Origin of the sequence: Algorimicrobium algoritergicola (genome assembly GCF_008086165.1) — a bacterium.
Classification (GTDB): domain Bacteria; phylum Bacteroidota; class Bacteroidia; order Flavobacteriales; family Flavobacteriaceae; genus Algorimicrobium; species Algorimicrobium algoritergicola.
In genome coordinates, this window is sequence record NZ_VSKL01000005.1 from 213,602 (window position 1) to 232,741 (window position 19,140).

The following is a 19,140-nucleotide window of genomic DNA, read 5'->3' on the forward strand; positions in this document are numbered from 1 at the left end:
TTGTGTCAAATTTTTTTTGATTGATATTTTTTTCAATAATTATATCACCTTTTGGTGATAAATAAATATAAATAGTTATGACCAAAGTAATTAAAATATTAGGAACGGGTTGTCCAAAATGCCAATCAATGATTGGTGTTGTTAAAGATGTAGTTTCAGAAAACAACATTGATGCAACCATTGAAAAAGTTGAGGATATGATGGAAATTATGAAATTCAACGTAATGACAACACCAGCATTGGTGATAGATGATGTCATTTCAATAAAAGGTAGAGTACCTTCAAAAAATGAAGTATTGGCACTTTTAAACTAAATCAATATAACGCTATGAATTATCATATCAAAGCTTCATCCACTTCAAATCAGGATGCTATTATTCATATAAAGCAATCGGATATAGATTTTGGAACGACTTCAAAAACTTCTGAAACTTTGCCAAATCCTGCGGAGTTATTCTTGGGTGCTTTCTCTGCTTGTATGCTGAAAAATGTAGAGCGATTTTCAGGTATGATGAAATTTACCTATTCAAAAGCCACTCTTGAAGTCAAAGCAACACGTCTTGAAAATCCACCAAGAATGGATAATATCATTTATGATTTAACCATTTACAGCGACGATAAAAAACTGAATACAAACTTGTTAAAAAAGAACATTGAAAAGTTTGGCACTATCTACAATACCGTAAAATTGTCCTGTACCATTTCAGGCACTATTAGCACGGAAATTAATGTTTGATTGGGTTCAAAATATAGCAGATTGGTTCGTCTATGATGTTTTGAATTTAAGCAAAGGGCAACATTTAGCTGAAGCCCTGAACTTCTTTATTTATGACACCACAAAGATTTTAATACTTCTTTTTATCGTTATCTTTTTTATGGGAATCGTCAATAGTTACTTTCCCATAGACAAGGTTAAAAACTATCTATCAAGGAATAAATTATACGGATTGGAATACTTAATGGCGAGTCTTTTTGGTGTGGTAACACCTTTCTGTTCCTGTTCGTCAGTTCCATTATTTATAGGTTTTGTGAGAGGAGGTATTCCTTTAGGTGTAACCTTCTCATTTCTAATCACTTCGCCTTTGGTCAATGAGGTTGCAATCGGTCTTTTTGTTGGCTTATTTGGAATTAAGACAACCATTATTTATGTTATTAGTGGTGTTCTGTTAGGAACAGTTTCTGGCGTTATCCTTCAAAAATTAAAATTGGAATCCTATTTAACACCTTGGGTAAAAGAAGTTTTGGAAACTGCACAAAAAGATCAAGATGCCTTTATTGCCGAAAAACAAACCTTAAAGCAAAGATTGCCCATAATTTGGAATGAAGTGATTAAAATCCTTAAAGGAATTATTCCTTATGTTATAGTAGGAATCGCAATTGGTGGACTCATGCATGGTTATATTCCTGAAGGATTTTTTGAAAAATATATGGACAAAGACAATCTTTTTGCTGTGCCTATTGCTACCATTTTAGCTGTCCCAATGTACTCGAACGCTTCAGGTATTCTTCCAGTAGTTCAAGTATTGGTAGCAAAAGGCATTCCATTAGGTACCGCAATTGCATTTATGATGGGAGTTGTTGGCTTGTCATTACCAGAAGCTATGCTTTTAAAGAAAGTAATGACCTTAAAGCTAATCGCTATCTTTTTTGGTGTCGTTACGCTCTGTATCATTATATCAGGATATTTATTCAACATTTTATTATAAAGAATAAATCTATAAATAATGAAATTGAAGCTTCACAAAAACAAAAATAAAATTACACCTTCAATTTCTCCAGCTTTTCCTGATACCCTTTTATCAAATCCCTGAATTGAGCCGCTTCCAAGAAATCTAAAGCTTTGGCAGCTTGTTCCATCATTTTTCGGTTTTCACGAATTTTCTTTTCCAAGGCACCTTTAGTCAAATATTGACTTTCTGGTTCGGCAGCTTTGGCAGCCTCCAATGCGTAGCTGTATGTACTAACGGAGTTTTTAGTTAAGGCGTTGTCCAAACTTTTATTCAATGCTGTTGGTACTAAATTATGTTTGGTGTTGTAGGCTATTTGTTTTTCGCGTCTGTATTCGGTTTCATCAATCGTTTTTTGCATACTTTTGGTTATTCTATCGGCATACATAATGGCTTTTCCGTTGAGGTTTCGTGCTGCACGACCAACCGTTTGTGTTAATGAGCGCGCTGAACGTAAAAAACCTTCCTTATCGGCATCCAAAATAGCGACTAATGATACTTCGGGTAAATCCAATCCTTCGCGAAGCAAATTGACACCAACCAATACATCAAACAAGCCTTTTCGTAAATCTTGCATAATTTCAACACGTTCCAACGTATCCACATCACTATGAATATAGCGACACCGAATTTGAATCCGATCTAGATATTTGGTCAATTCTTCAGCCATACGTTTGGTTAATGTGGTGACTAAAGTTCGTTCGTCTTTTTCAATTCGCAGATGGATTTCTTCAATTAAATCATCAATTTGATTTAGGCTTGGTCGCACTTCAATGACGGGATCTAATAATCCTGTTGGTCGAATAATTTGCTCGACAAAAACGCCATCAGATTTTTCCAATTCATAATCAGCAGGTGTGGCACTCACATAAATAACCTGATTTTGAAGGGCTTCAAATTCTTCAAATTTCAATGGTCGGTTATCCATAGCAGCTGGCAAACGGAAACCGTAATCTACTAAATTTACTTTTCTACTAAAGTCGCCTCCATACATGGCATGCACTTGCGAAATGGTTACGTGACTTTCATCTACGACCATTAAAAAATCGTCTGGAAAATAATCCAATAAACAGAAGGGTCTGGTGCCTGGTTGTCTGCCATCCAAATAGCGTGAATAGTTTTCAATACCTGAACAGTAACCCAATTCCCGAATCATTTCCAAGTCGAATTCCGTGCGTTCCTTTAAGCGTTTGGCTTCAAGATGCTTGCCAATTTCTTTAAAATAATCATATTGTTTTACCAAGTCGTCCTGAATACTTTTTATAGCACCTTGCAACACATCTGGAGATGTTACAAACATATTGGCTGGATAAATATTGAGTCTGTCGTATTTTTCTAAAACTTCATTGGTTTGGACGTTGAAGGCTTCAATCTCTTCAATTTCATCACCAAAAAAGTGAATTCTAAAGGCATGATCGTCATAACTTGGGAACACATCAACCGTATCACCTTTTATTCGGAAATTTCCATGATTAAATTCGCCTTCTGTTCTAGAATATAAACTCTGTACTAAACGGTGTAATAATTTGGTACGTGAAATAACCTGATCACGTTCAATAGAAATGACATTCTTCTGAAATTCCACAGGATTTCCAATACCATATAAACAGGAAACGGACGCGATAACAATCACATCACGACGACCTGAAAGTAGGGAAGAGGTGGTGCTTAATCGCATTTTTTCGATTTCCTCGTTTATAGATAAATCCTTTTCTATATAAACACCCGAAACAGGAATATAGGCTTCCGGTTGGTAATAATCATAGTAAGAAACGAAGTATTCTACAGCATTTTCAGGGAAAAATTGTTTGAATTCCGAGTACAATTGTGCAGCCAAGGTTTTGTTATGCGCTAAAACCAAGGTTGGCTTTTGAACCTCTTCAATAACATTGGCAACGGTAAATGTTTTTCCTGAACCTGTAACCCCTAAAAGGGTCTGATATTTTTCTTGTGAATCAATACCTGCAACCAACTTTTTAATCGCTTGAGGTTGATCACCTGTTGGTTTAAATTCGGATTTTATTTTGAATTTCATACGTTCCTTTATATTGATTTTCGAGGGTCATTCCTATATGTATCGGAACTAGTCACAACTAATAACACTCTAAAAATAAATTTCAGTCATGCTCGTATCAAAGTACAAAAATACGTAAATTCTAGCGTTTAAGCGTAAAGTGACCGTTCAGTTGTTCGCCAGTTCGTAAGGTTATAACATACCAATAATCGTTGCTTTCTTTTGGGTAGCCTCTGTATAAACCATCCCAACTTTTAGATTGCAATGGAATCTGTTTTAAAAGCTTGCCATATCTGTCATAAACATAAATCTCTTTAATGGTGTTTTGCGTGTCCGTTATTTGCCAAACATCATTTTCGCCATCATTATTTGGTGTGAAAAATAATGGAATGTGAATAGATACTGCTGTTTCTATTTCAAACTGAATCGATTTTAGAACACAGCCATTTATATCTTGAACGTATAATGTATGTGTCCCATTTGAAAGACCGGAAAATACAGGACTAGACTGGAAGCTACCGTTGTCTATCGCGTATTCATATGAAATACTGGAGTCTGTCATGTTTACCGTTATAGTGTTGTCAACGATTGTAATATTTGAAAGTGTTAAATCGAAATCAATGAATGTTCCAGATATTTCCCATGTACATGTTGTATTATTGAAAGTGGCAATTTCCCAACATTCTAAACTTGGTTGTATTGGTTGTGTTCCAGAAATTTCCCAAGCACAAGTTGTGGTATTGAAAGTTGCATTTTCCCAACATTCTAAACTTGGTTGTATTGGTTGCGTTCCATTTACTTCCCAAGTACAAGTTGTGGTATTGAAAGTTGCAATTTCCCAGCATTCTAACCCAGTCGGCATCGGGTCTTGTGTTCCCGTTATTTCCCAAGTACATGTTGCGTTATTGAATGATGCATTTTCCCAGCATTCTAAACTTGGTTGTATTGGTTGTGTTCCATTTACTTCCCATGTACAAGTTGTGTTATTGAAAGTTGCAATTTCCCAACACTCTAAACCCGTTGGCATCGGGTCTTGAGTTCCAGTAACTTCCCAAGCACAAGTTGCACTATTGAAAGTTGCAATTTCCCAACATTCTAAATTTGGTTGAGTTGGTTGTGTTCCATTTACTTCCCAAGCACAAGTTGTGGTATTGAAAGTTGCATTTTCCCAACATTCTAAACTTGGTTGTATTGGTTGCGTTCCATTTACTTCCCAAGTACAAGTTGTGGTATTGAAAGTTGCAATTTCCCAGCATTCTAACCCAGTCGGCATCGGGTCTTGTGTTCCCGTTATTTCCCAAGTACATGTTGCGTTATTGAATGATGCATTTTCCCAGCATTCTAAACTTGGTTGTATTGGTTGTGTTCCATTTACTTCCCATGTACAAGTTGTGTTATTGAAAGTTGCAATTTCCCAACACTCTAAACCCGTTGGCATCGGGTCTTGAGTTCCCGTTATTTCCCATGTACATGTTGTATTATTGAATGATGCATTTTCCCAGCATTCTAGACTTGGTTGAGCTGGTTGTGTCCCAGTTATTTCCCAAGCACAAGTTGCGTTATTAAATGTTGCCGTTTCCCAACACTCCACTGATGGGGCCGTAGTTATATTGTTAATTATTAAATGCGTGGCATCTGTAACAAGATTACAAGTAGTAGATGTTATTTCGCAATAATATTGGTTGTTATCAAAACTAATGGGCACATTGTTTAAGCTTAATGTATTGGTAGTTGCACCAGAATATGTCGCATTATCAACAACATTTACCCAAACACCAGAATTATTTAATATTTTCCATTGATATGTGTACGTTCCTGTAGCAACAGAAACCGTAAATAATGCATTTCCATTTTCACAAATGGTTTGCCAATCTGGTTGTGTAATAACTGGAATAGTAGTTGTCGTAATAGGATCAGCTGTATGAGAACCTAAATCAGAACACGTTTCATTAAGATCTGTAACCCAATCTGAAGGAACAAATGTGTTATTTGGAACAACAGCATCTGGATTTCTAATAATGCTGTAACCACGTTCGTTTGGTGCCTCAACCACATCTATTACAGTACCATTTTTTAATAGTTTAAATTCATCGTTATCATTTATTCCGGTTCCAACAGTAAAATCGGCAACTAAAGTTGGACAATCGGAACCACCTCCTAATAAAATAATAAATGTATCTAAAGGCGCTATCGTACCTAACATAGCATAGGTATGACTTGGTGTTGGATTTCCAATATCACCATAACGATCAATGACATAAACACCATCTAAAACAATAGGCGTGCTTGTTGGGTTATAAAGTTCTATAACTGCGTAACTTCCAGAAAACGCATCATAAATTTCTGATATATAAATATCGCCTGTATCTGTACAACTTGGTTGAATAAACGCAAAATCGGTTGTCGAGTTTCCTACGCATCCGCCAGAACTCGAAATGGAAATTGTAGCACTGGTATTTAATGCAGATGCGGCATATGCTGTTATTTGATTATCATTAATTATTGTGAAAGCAGCAGTTACGCCATTAAAGGATACATCTACCGCATTGTTGAAATTACTACCATTAATAGTTATTAAAGTGTTTTCTGGGCCACTTGTTGGCGAGAAAGCTGAAATTACCGGTGCAGGGCACGGATTATTATGAGTGCTTTCAGTGTTTGAATGATTTACGTTTATAAATGCAAAACTAAATTTGCTAATAAATAATAAACAGAAAAAGAAAGGGATAAGTTTTGGTTGTTTCATGGGAAAAAATAGTAGCAACCAAAAGTAAGAAATTTTTATATACTGAAAGATTAAATGTATGTTACGATTATCTTACCAATGAAAAATGACCTAGATATTCTTTGCCATTGGGAAGTACAGCGCGATACCAATAATCATCCGAACCTAATTGTTGACCTTTATACGTGCCATTCCAACCTGAATTAGAAGCATTTATTTGTTTGATAAGTTTTCCATACCGATCAAAAATACTGATTTGTAATTTGTTGGTTTTCGTGTTTACGCCAAGTGGTTTCCAGACATCATTCATGCCATCGCCATTTGGTGTGAAAAATTTAGGAAAACCAAGAACCGAAACATCTTGTGAAACTGATCCACATTCATTGATATCATTTACGGTTATTGTATGAACTCCAGCCGAAACATTTGTGAAGGTTGGGCTATTTTGGAATGTTCCAGAATCTAAAGCATATTCATAAGTGCCTTCTCCAGAAACAAAAACGGTAATGGTATTGTTTGATGATGCATCCACAACTACAATGTCATCTATTGTCGGGATGTTAGATGGTAGAACTTCAATGTTTCTAATTGAAGTACATTGGTTCGTGTTTGTAACAAATACGGTATAAACCCCAGTTTCATTAATCGCTATTTGATTTGTGTTCAAATTCAAGTCCAAGCCATTTAAATCCCAGCTGTATGTAAAATTACTAGGATTCTGCTGAACACCGGAATTTATAAAAACTGTATTTGGAAACTCATTTAAACAGTAAAAGATGCTTTCATCAGGAATTAATTCTGGTGCATCAAAAACTTGCAACGCTAAAGTTGTAAACGCATAACAATTTCCGTTATCTCTTATTTGAACAAAAAGTGTGACGGAATTAGGGCTGTTCGTGTTTTCATAAGTTCCAGAAACTTCATTGGTTTGATTTTCCATATCTGTTTGCGTTTCAAAAAACGAAACAGAAGCGGTGTTTGGAACATCCGGTTGCGAAATAACATAAGATTCTAATTCAGAAATATCAAAATTAATAATACCATCAAAATCGGTATCACAACTTGTAAAAGGTGCTAAATTAACTGGGTTATTTGCAATATCTAGAATAATTTCGGCAACTGAAATGCAACCATTAGAATTGGTAATACGTGCGTAAACTGTTTCTAATATACTGGTGTTGTTGTAATTAGATGGGTTTGTAATAAGTCCGTTTCCAGTTTGTTCTGCACCTATAAAAGTGTTGTAAAAACTATCTGCTGACAATTGAGTGTCACCATTGGTAATGGTGGTTTCAGCATCAAATAAATTATATGTTGTAAAGCCATTTAAATCCAAATCACAAGCAATTAAAGTGGTATTTGAAACGATAGGATCTGGCGCATATTCAATCGTAACCTTACCAGTACTGAAGCACGTTCCATCAATATTTACTTCCACCGCATAATTGCCTGGTTGTGTTACGGTAAATGTAGCGTTGGTTTCAGTTAGGAGTTCTGTGCCGTTTCTGAACCATTTATACATATTGTTTCCTGGTTGAAAGGCATCTAATTGAACACTTTCATCAGCACAAAGCGCTGTATTTTGGGCAATTAATAAATCTGGACCTAAATTAGAACTTAATTGAAAACTGCCAGCTTCTAAATATACAGCAGAATCATACCGGTAATTTTGCTCATCTGAAATAACCAGCTTTACATGATACGTTGTATTCGGAATCACATCGGCAACAGCTGTTAATACTTCTGTTTGACCATTAAAATTTATGGGAGCTGTTGGGCCGTTCCAACCGCCAAAATATTGTTCGTTAATAGGATTACAACTGCCTGGAATTCCTGAATGTACGGTTGTTACTTTTATAGGTGTTCTGGTATTTGGAACAACAGCAATATTGGTGTAACGCGTTTCATTTACTGGTCGGATTAGGAAACCGAATAAATCAGAATAACGACACGTATTTGGATCCCCTTGCTGATATTCCTCCGAAGCAAAAATATAACGAAAGCTAATTTGATCTGCAATGGCTTCAAATTCAAACTCTAAAATGGTGGCATTGATTGTATTGGATTCGTTTAAAGCACTTTCTAAATCAGTATCACCTATCCAATTAGGTGCAGTATCATCACTTAAGGACGTATTGGGACCTGCAGTGTTTTGTAAACGCCCTGTCGACATAACAATACCACTTTGAAATGGAAAACTGGAACCATTGGCTTCAAAATAGCCGTAGCTTAAATCCGATCCATTAAAATTTCCGCTCACAGCATTGGTTACAACCACATTGGAAATACAATCGCTATCAATTAACACATCTTCAATAAGTTCTTGAGGTGTATACGCGAAAGCATCAGCAGTCACATTTTGAGACCATGACATGAGTGACCATAAACAGGCCATTATAAAAAGGGCATTTTTCATTCCTAGCAATTGGATTGCAAAGATACGTAATAAGAATTTTTATAAAGCAAAAGCATGGGTTGCTTTTTATAGAGAATTATAATAATTTATGAATTAGCGTTTTAGGGTGAAATGGCGTTTTACTTCAAAAGAAATAGCGCCTTTTTTGACTTTTGCTAAAAACCAGTAATCGCTTGAAGGCATATTTTGCCCATTATAAGTACCATCCCAACCAGAAGATGTATGTCCTAAAGTTTTAAGAAGTTTTCCATAGCGATCAAAAATGTAAACAATTGTTCCGGGAATTTGATTAATTCCTGTAATATGCCAGGTGTCATTTTGTCCATCCTGATTGGGTGTAAAAAAGAGTGGTGCATCAATGATTACAATTTCTTTAATTGCCGATGCGCACCCATTTAAATCATACACTTCAATAGTATGTGGGCCCAAGGTTACATTATAAAATACATTAGAAGATTGAGGAACGCCATTGTCTAAAATATACATGTAATTACCAATTCCACTTATGGTGACCGTAATATTGTTAGGGTTTGAAAAATCGATTGTTTCTGTAAAATCTATAGTAGCTTGTTCAGATTCTATAACATTGAATGTTACTGATGTGGTACAACCATAATCCGACCTAACGGTTACAGAATAGCTTCCTATTTGGGTGATTTCAATTTCGGGAGTTGCTGCATTGGTAGACCATAAATACGTATCGGTATCAAATCCTGTTTCAGCTGAAACAACTAAAGGTAAATTATCTAAACAAACCGTCTGGTCTGGAATTTCAACAAAAGGTTTTCTTTGAACCAAAGTTAAAAAACTAGTTGCCGCAAAACACCCTGTGGTATTGTTTTGAACACGTACATAAATAGTTTGATCATGAAACGCATTGTAATTTAAATCTGTAATGGGATTTTCATTTTCTAATGCTTCAATTTCTAGTTCAAAATAGGTCACGGTAAAATTAGCTGGATTTTGACCACCTAAAATTGTGTTTGTTTGTTGTGATAAATCGAAAATACGCATCCCATCAAAATCATCATCACAAGCCTCTAAATTTGTAGGTGTGACTGCTGTAGGGTTTGGATTTACCAATAGCGTGAATGAACTTATTGCAAAACAATTTGTAAGTGTATTTTCAGCACGCACATGAATGGTGTCGTTATTAGAACCATAATTGTAATTACTATCTAATGGGTTTTGTCCTGATTCAGCATCGGTTTGAGAGGCATAAAACGTAACAGCTACATTGGGTTGTGTATCAATTAAACTCGTGATGGTTTCATTTAAATCAAACATATTATCAACAGCATCACAGGTGTTATAATCCGTTATTGGGTTTATGGTTGGTGGTAAATTCACTTCCAAGTCCAATGGTACCATTACATAACATTCTGAAACGGTATTGGTTACACGAATATACACGGTTTGTGGATTTTCAATATTTTCATAAGCATCTGGATTAGGAATGTTATTAATATTCGCTTCCAAATCGGCTAAATTTTCATGATAGGTCACTAAAATATCGTTTTGTCTGATTTCCAATACTTCAAGTTCTGCAACTGTTAAGTCGAATGTTGTAGATCCATCATAATCGGTATCACATGCGGTCATAAGCGAAGCCTGGTTTACATTTGGAACCTGGATAACATTCAAGCCAAATTCAGCAATACCATGGCAATAGGTGCCATTTTCTATCCGTGAATAAATCTGTTGTGGATTACTTTGGTTGGTGTAATTTAAAGCGATTGGATTTTCAGCGCTTTCAGCATCTTCTAGACTTTCATAAAACGTGATGGTTAAATTATCTGTACTACCCAGACTCATGGCAGCTTGAATTTCGGCTAAATCAAAAGATTCCTGTGCATCATTAGAAATATCATCACATAAAAAGGTGTCTAAAGGTGGATTAAAAATTGGAACAGAACCGACTTCAATAAAAAAGGTGCTTACACCAAAGCAACTGGTGTCACTGATATTTTCAACACGAATATGAATACGTTGCGGATTAGTCAGGTTTTCATAAACAGTTGTTTTATCAATTATATTGGTTCTGTTAATGGCATCATTTGGATCTTCAAAATATAAAACCCGTTTTCCAGTTTGTCCATTTAAGATATCCGCATCCTTTTCTTGGAATATAAATTCTGCAATTTGATTACCATCGGTTTCACAGTTATTGAAGTCGGCAATTGTAGTAAAAACAGGTAAGGTATTAACGACAATGTCGAAATTTTCAATAGCAAAACATCCGGTGGTTATACGCTCCACTCTAGAAAACACGGTTTGTGTATCTGCGTTATAAGCATCGGTATTTGTAATTCGGTTTGTATTGGATTCGGCATCCATTAATGATGTATGAAACGTGATATTTAAACCTTCGGTAGCTGCTACAATTTCTGGAATTTTAGCATCTAAATTAATAAGCGTAAAGGCATCCTGATCATCATCACAAATAATTTCATTACTAGGCTGTGTGGTTGTTGGTGCTGGTAACACTTCAATTTCTAAAGTGGCAATATCATAACAACCCGTATTACCATTTCTAACACGAACAAATACTTCAAAAGGATTGCTGGTATTGTTATAAAAAGGCGGTAATGCATTCACATTATCCGTGGCATCATCTTCCGTTTGAAAATAGCTAACCTCTGCATTTGGAATTCCTGAACTTACATAGGTATTGAAACTAAATAAATCTACCGATGTCATGGCGTCATCATCCGTATCGCAATAGGTTACGGGAACTAAAGTTGGCAATATGGTTGCTGGATGAATAATAAGTTCTATTTCCGAATCAACCGAACAACTAGTACCTATAATTGTAATGAACAATGTGAAAGGTGTTTCTGTAACTTCATACGGAACGGCTTGGTCAATGGCATTATTTCCAGCAGTTTGATCAGCTTCTGTTTCATAAAAAGCAACGGTAACATCTAATAGCCCATTAATAATGGTTGTTGCAATATTCTCTAGGTTAAAATTGACTATACCATCATTAGATGCATCATCACAGCGCGAAAAATTTCTAATATTACTTTCATTAAGGAGTAAATTAGCGTGTAATTCTATAGTAGCAATAGAGGGGCAACCTGTAATATTATCTACTACTCGAATATAAATGACTTGAAATTCAGGCGTTGTGTTTGTGTAATTATTGATATCTGCAATGGGATTATCACCCGTTTGAGCATCTTCATAGGTTGTATGAAATGTGGTTGTTACGTTGGTTACTCCATTTAAAACATCGTCAATAATTGTTGTTAAGTCAAAATCTTCAAACCCATCATCGTCTTGTTCACAAGCGTCTATGGTGTGTGAGGCATTATCAATAGCAGGACTATCAAGAACCGTAACATCTAAAGTTGTTGTGCTTCTACATCCAGTAGCCGTATCCAAAACACTCACGAAAAGCTGATCGTTCAGAGTGGTGTTTGAGTAGGGTTCAGGTACAGGATTTGCACCGGATTCCGCATCTGTTTGATTGTAATGATATGTTACCGCATAGCCTGGATTTCCTCCAGTAATTTCAGTGTCTTTTACGGTTAGGTCTATTAGTGTAAATCCATCTCCATTACCATCGTCACATACTTCTAAAAGCGTTGGAGGTGTAATGGTTGGTACAGGATTAACAATAAGATTAAAGGTACCGAAAGCCAAACAACCATTATCAGTATCTAAAATCCGTACATAAATAGTTTGCGGATTTGCTGAATTTTGAAACGGTGCTACAATTGGAAAACTACCATCTTGAGCGCTGTTAGAATTAAAATGATAAGTAATGTTGTAATTTCCTATCGGAACTGCCGCAAGTACATCAGCATCTTTTATAGAAACATCAAACAGATAAAAACCATCATTACTTGGATCATCACAAACTACAAAATCTGAAATAGCATCAGCAGACTGTTCAGAGCTTAATGTAATTGTTACGGTATCTTCAATTTCGCAAATGGTGCTATTGATAGGAATAGAAATAGAGACCGTATAGATTCCAGAATTGTTAACGGTTAATGTTGGATCTGTTTCACCAGGTATTGGTGTTCCATTTTCCAACCAAACATAGGTTGCTAGTGGATTTTGAATATCCCCATTTAAAATGACACTATCCGCACAGGTTGTAATGTCTGTACCTAAATTAACGGTTGAATTAAAACTATTTCCTTGAATAAAAACAGCCGAATCAAAATTTTCATCTTCTTGATCGGCAATCACTAATTTAATATGATACTGGACGTTGGGTTCAATGTTAGCAGATGCTGTAAGAATAGTTGTGCGACCATTAAAATTAGTGTCGCCTAAATTATAACCTTCAAAATATTGTTCGTTTTCAGCAGGGCAAAATCCAACAACTTCCTCATGAATAGTACTCGTATTTACAGCTGTATCTGTTCCCGGAATTAAAGCAACATTTATATAAGGATTTGTTGTGCCGGCTTCTTTAATTAGGAACGCAAAGCCATCAGAATACTCGCAAGGATAATTAGCAAAATATTCTTCGGAAGCTAGAATGTAATTGAACTGAACTTGGTTTGAAACAGAAATAAAATCGAATTCTATAGATGTGGCATTTAGCGTATTCGTAATTCCTAGGGCAGTTTCTAAATCAGAATCTGTAAGCCAATCTACTTCACCGTCATTTAAAGGGTTTGCATTAATAGTATTTCCAGCTGAAACGGCCGCTCCAGTTGATAATACAATTCCGTTCTCAAAAGGAAAAGTGGAATTTGCACGCTCAAAATAACCAAAACTATTTATACTATTTACGGAGCCGTTTATAACGGATTGCACATTAGAAATCTCTACACAACCATCAATTAAACGGTCCTCTATAAGTTGCTGTGCTGTAAACGTATCATTTATAGATATTTGTTGTGCATAGCTATTATTGATTAAAGCTACTAATAGTGAGGTGAATAAGAAGATTTTCTTCATTTTTTTATTTCAGGTTGTCACTAACAGATTTGGGGCTAGCAAAACAAATGTAACAAAATAATCAGATGAAGCGCTAATTTTATCGTTTAAATGCAAATATAAATATATTTAGTAGTTGACATAGACCCAACCTGTCATATTCTCATAACTGGAATCATTTAAATAGAGTACATAAAAATAGGTGCCAACCGGCACTAAATTTCCTTGATTTGTTATGCCTTTATTGGATTTTCCATCCCATGGCAAATCATTATTTCCTTCAAAAATTAGCGTTCCCCAACGGTTATAGATTAACAGTTTGTGATTCTCAAAAATAGTGTAAAGCCCTTGAATATTAAACCAATCGTTAAATCCATCATGGTTTGGTGTAAAGACTTGGGGAATATAAGGCGGACAATTTTTTACACTAACAATAAATTTATAAAAATTAAAGCAGAAATCCGTATTTACACGAATAAAAATTTCTTGAGGAGACGTGTCGTTGTCAAAATATTCAGGAATTAATATTTGGTTTTCCTGATTAAACAAGTCATTTTCCGCTTCATAATAACTTACATCTTCAAGAGAGTCATAATCAACAAATTGAAGTTGTTCGGTTAAATTGAAGGTTGCTTTATTAAATCCAATATCGCAAGCTTCTAAAGGTTGTAGTTGTGTAACTTCAGGAATAGGTAATAATGTAACACCTTCTGTTGTCGTGTTATTTAATTCGTTTAATTCGGTAACAATGCCAGTTCCATTTCCTACATCATCAATTACAATTTGAAGCGTAAAACTATCAGGAATAATGTCGGGAATGTTAATGGTTATTGATTGTGTTTCAAAACCATCTATGGGGATTATGTCTAGTGTTTCACTTTGAGCCACTAAAAAACCATCTGCGTAAAAGGCAATAGGCGTGGCAGCTGGTAAAATTTCGGTAGAATTACTATTGTAAGCAGTAAAATCTATAGTAACATTTCTGGTGGCACATTCTAAAAGATACGTGTTTAAAACAACCGTAGCATCTGGCAGCTGACTGTTTAATACCGTAATCATGTTATTCAAAATTATGAGATCAGCTTGTAGATTACCAAATTCATCAAGATCACCCGTTGTTAATTTAATTTCAACGGAATTATCGCCAATGGCAATATTATTTTCAATGTTGTACACATCTAAATCACCATTGTAAAACGTGTTACTTCCCGTAAAGGAGTTTGTACCGTTAAAGGCATTGTTCGCTGGATTTAAAGGTGGGTTTGAAAGGACATTGTTATTAATTAAAAGCGATTCGCCATAATTTAAATTCGCATCGCCTTCCCAAGCTAAAAAGCCAATTTTTGCGCCTTCATTATCTAATACATTAATGTTGTCCAATAAAATGGTTTTTTCTTGAACATTTCTGCTAATAATCTCCAACCCTTGGAACAGGTTTATTTGATTAAGCGGTAGGTTTGTGTTTTCATAAATAATGTAAATACTCCAACCAGCAAAATTAGTCCGGTTGTTACAGTAGCCATCATTGGTGGTTAAAATGTCTGAAATATCAAGATCTGAAAACGTGTACATACTATTTCCAGCTGTAAGAATATAATCTGTAATGTCTGTATAGCTGGAAAAATAGGTGAGGAGGCCGTAATTTGGATCGTTATAATCTACCAAATAGGTGTTGTCCGCAATAAACGGATTTCCATTTAAACTGACTTCGGTATCGCCACTTCCGGACCCAGCCCAATATAAATAGGCTGCTATAATATTCCAGTCGGGATTTAGCGTTAACTCGGCTTCGGATGCTGGTAAAATTTCACAAAAACTTCGGTCTAAATTATTTTCAGACGGATTGAGCGTATTACCTATTGCTAAATAATCATACCGACCATTAAATTGCTGAAATAGTGATATTTCTTGACTGCATGCCACAGAGGTAGCAATACAGCAAATGAATACTATAATTTTCTTTAACTGAAACATAGAAAGGTGTTACAGTTTTAAATGTACGATTTTTTACTGTTAACGCTTTAAGGTAAAATGACTTTTAAAAATACGACCATCTTGTAGTTTTACTGAAAACCAATAATCGTCATTTGGCATAAATTGACCATTATAAGTTCCGTCCCAGCCACCATTTAATGGGCTTAACTCTTTTAATAATTTTCCATAGCGGTTAAAAATCTGAACACGTGTACTTGGTTGAAACATGGCCGTAACACCTTGAACATTCCAAGTATCATTGGTGCCATCGCCATTTGGTGTAAACACATTAGGAAAACCTATAACGGAAACCATATCCTCAATAATACCACAATTGTTTTTAACGTCGCGAATGCTAACGGTATAAATTCCTGGATCAACATTGGTGAATTCATTGCTTGTTTGATAAAATGAATAAAGTGCTCCAGTGGCATCAAAAAGAGCGAATTCGTATTCACCTTCACCTGAAACAATAACCGTTATGGTATTGTTACTATGAAGTGCATCTTGAATAGTAATGGTTTCAATTGTTGCAATATTGGAAGGTTCAACAGTAATAGAACGCATTTTTGTACAACCAAATGCATTGGTAGCTGTAACTGTATAGGTGCCAACTTCATTTACAGCAATACTATTTGTGGTTTGACCAGAAGTCCACGAATAGGTATAATTGTTAGCCGAATCATTTAAAATACCTGCATCCAAAGTAATTGTATCGGGAAAGGTGTTTAAACAATATAATACGGTTTCATCTGCCTCCAATTGAGGTCTTGGGTTAATGGTAAGTGAAACTTCACCAATACCATAACACGCATTGTTATTTTCTACACGTGAATATAGTGTTTGGTTATAAGGTATGGTGTTATTAAATGGTGTTGATAACGCATTTTGCTCTAATAAAGCATCATTATAATTTTCATAATAAGTTACTGGAAATGTAATGGTATTGTCTTGCTGAATAGCTGTAGTTATAGCGTTTAAATCGAAGGTGTTAATACCATCTTCAGAATCTAATTCATCACAAACATCAGGCACTTGATAATTACTTATTTGGGTGGTGCTAACTTCTAGTGATACATCAGCCAAACTGTAACAAAGGGTTGTATTATCAATAATTTTCGCGATAACTATTTCTGGATTGGCCGTATTAATATAACCTAAAGGGTCTAACATGTCTGTGGCAGAATCTGCATCTATTTCATTGTCATAATATTCTATAGAAACCGTTGTGGAATTTCCTGATAAGGCATCAAAAGCTTCATCTAGATTAAAGCTGGTTCTACCATCGTTATTGCCATCTACATCACATTGAATCAAGCTACTATTGAAAGCAGGTGGTAACGGGTTTATAATTACAACAAAGGATGTTGTACTATAACAATCTGTGTTTAACACATTTTCCACGCGCACAAAAATTTCTTCTTGAAAGGCTGTTTGGTTGTAATAACTGTTAGGAAGTGGACTCATTCCAGATTCCGCGTTTGCCAGCGAGGCATGATAACTAACGGCGAAATCTGCAGGATTTTGAGTGTCTAATACCAAAGCGTTAAAATCTAACAAATCAATTTCTGATTGACCGTTGGATGGGTTTCCGTCCGTGGCATCATCACACCAAGTTTGATTATCAATTACGTTAGCAGTTGGTGTTATAAACACTTCCGCTAAAAATGATGTGGTATCATAACAATTCGGATTGTTTTTATTTTGAATTCGAGCAAATATAGGTGTTGGATTTATTGTGTTGGTAAACAAACCAGTTATCTCATTTTCGTTATTATCAGCATCTATTTGCGATTCAAAATAGTAAATAGCAAAAACACTAGCGTCTTGAGTTCCTAAAATAGCTGCATCACGATCGGTTAAATCAAAGTCTGTAGTTAAATCATCACTGCAGGCATTTAATTTTAGTGCTGTATTGGCGACAGGAATATCATAAAATGTTACAATGGCTTGGCCTTCTTTCGACTCACAATCATTGCTAGGGATTTCTATAAAAACCGAGTAATCACCTCCCGTATTTAAAAACAATTCATTTGGAGGAGTTGGTGTTGGAATTGGGTTGTTGTCCAATGTCCACGTGTATGTTGCTCCTGGAATATCTTCTGCAATTAATGTAAAAGTATCGCCTGTACACAGTAATAAATTATTGGCTTCAGCAACACCATTAGTAATATCAATTTTTTCTGTAAAAAACGATGCAATAAAAGGCGGTAAACCTTGAGTTGAATTATTAGTGCCTAATGAAACGGCATTGTGTTGGTAATTAGCATCAGTACCAAGCATATTTGGATTATTAATGACACTTAAAAAAGGCAGACCACGAGAATAAGTTTCTGCCATAGATCTATATATTTTACCATCTGGACCCAATTGCAACGCACTTCGGTAAGCGTTTCGGTTGTCCAAAACAAGTGCCGAACCACCAATATCAGCAGCTGTTAAGTCAAATTGTATAAGTTTGGATTGATGAGAATTGGGATTATTGTCACCTCCACCAAAAAAATCATTAGAAGCGGTTACGTATAAAATTTGGCTGTTTGGTGAAAATTCAGCACCATAAGGCTGATTATTATTTCCAGAAATTGGTATAAGTTCATTGTTACTCATTGTACCCGTTGAAACATCAAAATCGAAAAGGTATAAACCATCATCTACATTAGCCAAAGCTACTTTTGTACCATCTGGTGATAATTTAAGATAGCCTCGTGCATCACCAAGATTCATCGGACTAAAAGTGGATGTTACAGCCGTTGTATTGACGCCAGCGTCTGTAATTTCGAACGCATGAAAGGTATCTAAATCTGCAGTAGCGGGATTATTGAATGCGCCTTGAAGGTTCGAAAAAGTAATAACCCAAATGGCACCCGTTTGACAATCTTTTAAAACTGCGGCAATTTTTTCAGCACATTGTGCTAGGAGATTAACGTTTTTTAAGGTTATTGCTCCACGACCAGAATCCAAAGTTATATCAACAATGGAATACTTTAATCCAGTAAAAGACTGATTGGAACCAACAGTAAAAATATAGTATATATTTGTGTCGTCTGGTTTTGGTACAACAATAGCCGATTGGGAACTTGATAAATCACCTAATAATCCGGTACCATTTACCATAATATTATGTTCACTATTATAAACTAGTGAGCCATCCGTATAGAATAATAAATTTCCGTCGCCATCTGATATGGAGGAGCAACCTTCAACCGTGTTAAGTTGACCATCATCTAAAGCGGTAATAGTACCATCTTCTGCAAATTGAATTCCAGCATTTTCGCCAAAATACCAATTGGCAGCTTCCCGTTGACTATAAGCACCAACAAAACACAGTAAAAACGTATAAAAGAGTAATTTTTTCATTTAGATAGCAATATGATCCAAATAT

The 19,140-nt window shown here is 35.5% G+C and carries 9 protein-coding genes; 3 read left to right on the top strand and 6 right to left on the bottom strand.

Translation table 11 applies throughout. From position 1 onward, the window contains the following. The first annotated feature begins 77 nt into the window (after positions 1-77). The 3 genes from ES675_RS12965 to ES675_RS12975 are packed head-to-tail and all read left to right on the top strand — an operon-like array spanning position 78 to position 1,706. Entirely contained in the window at positions 78-314 is a 237-nt protein-coding gene (locus tag ES675_RS12965) for a thioredoxin family protein (protein WP_066254363.1), read from the top strand. Positions 315-328: 14 nt separating this feature from the next. Next, positions 329-736, top strand: a complete 408-nt coding sequence (locus ES675_RS12970; RefSeq protein ID WP_066254366.1) for an OsmC family protein — start codon at positions 329-331, stop codon at positions 734-736. Beyond that, entirely contained in the window at positions 729-1,706 is a 978-nt protein-coding gene (locus tag ES675_RS12975) for a permease (protein ID WP_066254369.1), read from the top strand. The genes ES675_RS12970 and ES675_RS12975 overlap by 8 nt, the downstream gene beginning before the upstream one ends. Before the next feature lie 52 nt (positions 1,707-1,758). On the opposite strand, the gene uvrB is transcribed toward ES675_RS12975, so the two are convergent. The 6 genes from uvrB to ES675_RS13005 form a co-directional block, all read right to left on the bottom strand. Next, positions 1,759-3,762 (bottom strand): excinuclease ABC subunit UvrB, encoded by a 2,004-nt coding sequence (gene uvrB, locus ES675_RS12980; protein ID WP_066254372.1) that lies wholly within the window; start codon positions 3,760-3,762, stop codon positions 1,759-1,761. Positions 3,763-3,883: 121 nt separating this feature from the next. Beyond that, positions 3,884-6,487 (bottom strand): T9SS type B sorting domain-containing protein, encoded by a 2,604-nt coding sequence (locus tag ES675_RS12985; protein ID WP_148367489.1) that lies wholly within the window; start codon positions 6,485-6,487, stop codon positions 3,884-3,886. Positions 6,488-6,554: 67 nt separating this feature from the next. Further along, positions 6,555-8,882: a T9SS type B sorting domain-containing protein gene (locus ES675_RS12990; protein WP_066254929.1), complete on the bottom strand. Its 2,328-nt coding sequence runs from the start codon at positions 8,880-8,882 to the stop codon at positions 6,555-6,557. A gap of 93 nt (positions 8,883-8,975) precedes the next feature. Next, on the bottom strand, positions 8,976-13,805 hold the full coding sequence (locus tag ES675_RS12995) for a T9SS type B sorting domain-containing protein (protein WP_066254932.1): 4,830 nt from the start codon (positions 13,803-13,805) through the stop codon (positions 8,976-8,978). 108 nt (positions 13,806-13,913) lie between these two features. After that, positions 13,914-15,758, bottom strand: a complete 1,845-nt coding sequence (locus ES675_RS13000; protein WP_066254935.1) for a T9SS type B sorting domain-containing protein — start codon at positions 15,756-15,758, stop codon at positions 13,914-13,916. 39 nt (positions 15,759-15,797) lie between these two features. After that, positions 15,798-19,115, bottom strand: a complete 3,318-nt coding sequence (locus tag ES675_RS13005) for a T9SS type B sorting domain-containing protein (protein ID WP_066254938.1) — start codon at positions 19,113-19,115, stop codon at positions 15,798-15,800. Between the last annotated feature and the right edge of the window lie 25 nt (positions 19,116-19,140).

Coding starts and splice junctions, on each gene's coding strand:
- ES675_RS12965 (WP_066254363.1), top strand. CDS start 78: ATGACCAAAGTAATTAAAATATTAGGAACGGGTTGTCCAAAATGCCAA.
- ES675_RS12970 (WP_066254366.1), top strand. CDS start 329: ATGAATTATCATATCAAAGCTTCATCCACTTCAAATCAGGATGCTATT.
- ES675_RS12975 (WP_066254369.1), top strand. CDS start 729: ATGTTTGATTGGGTTCAAAATATAGCAGATTGGTTCGTCTATGATGTT.
- uvrB (WP_066254372.1), bottom strand. CDS start 3,762: ATGAAATTCAAAATAAAATCCGAATTTAAACCAACAGGTGATCAACCT.
- ES675_RS12985 (WP_148367489.1), bottom strand. CDS start 6,487: ATGAAACAACCAAAACTTATCCCTTTCTTTTTCTGTTTATTATTTATT.
- ES675_RS12990 (WP_066254929.1), bottom strand. CDS start 8,882: ATGAAAAATGCCCTTTTTATAATGGCCTGTTTATGGTCACTCATGTCA.
- ES675_RS12995 (WP_066254932.1), bottom strand. CDS start 13,805: ATGAAGAAAATCTTCTTATTCACCTCACTATTAGTAGCTTTAATCAAT.
- ES675_RS13000 (WP_066254935.1), bottom strand. CDS start 15,758: ATGTTTCAGTTAAAGAAAATTATAGTATTCATTTGCTGTATTGCTACC.
- ES675_RS13005 (WP_066254938.1), bottom strand. CDS start 19,115: ATGAAAAAATTACTCTTTTATACGTTTTTACTGTGTTTTGTTGGTGCT.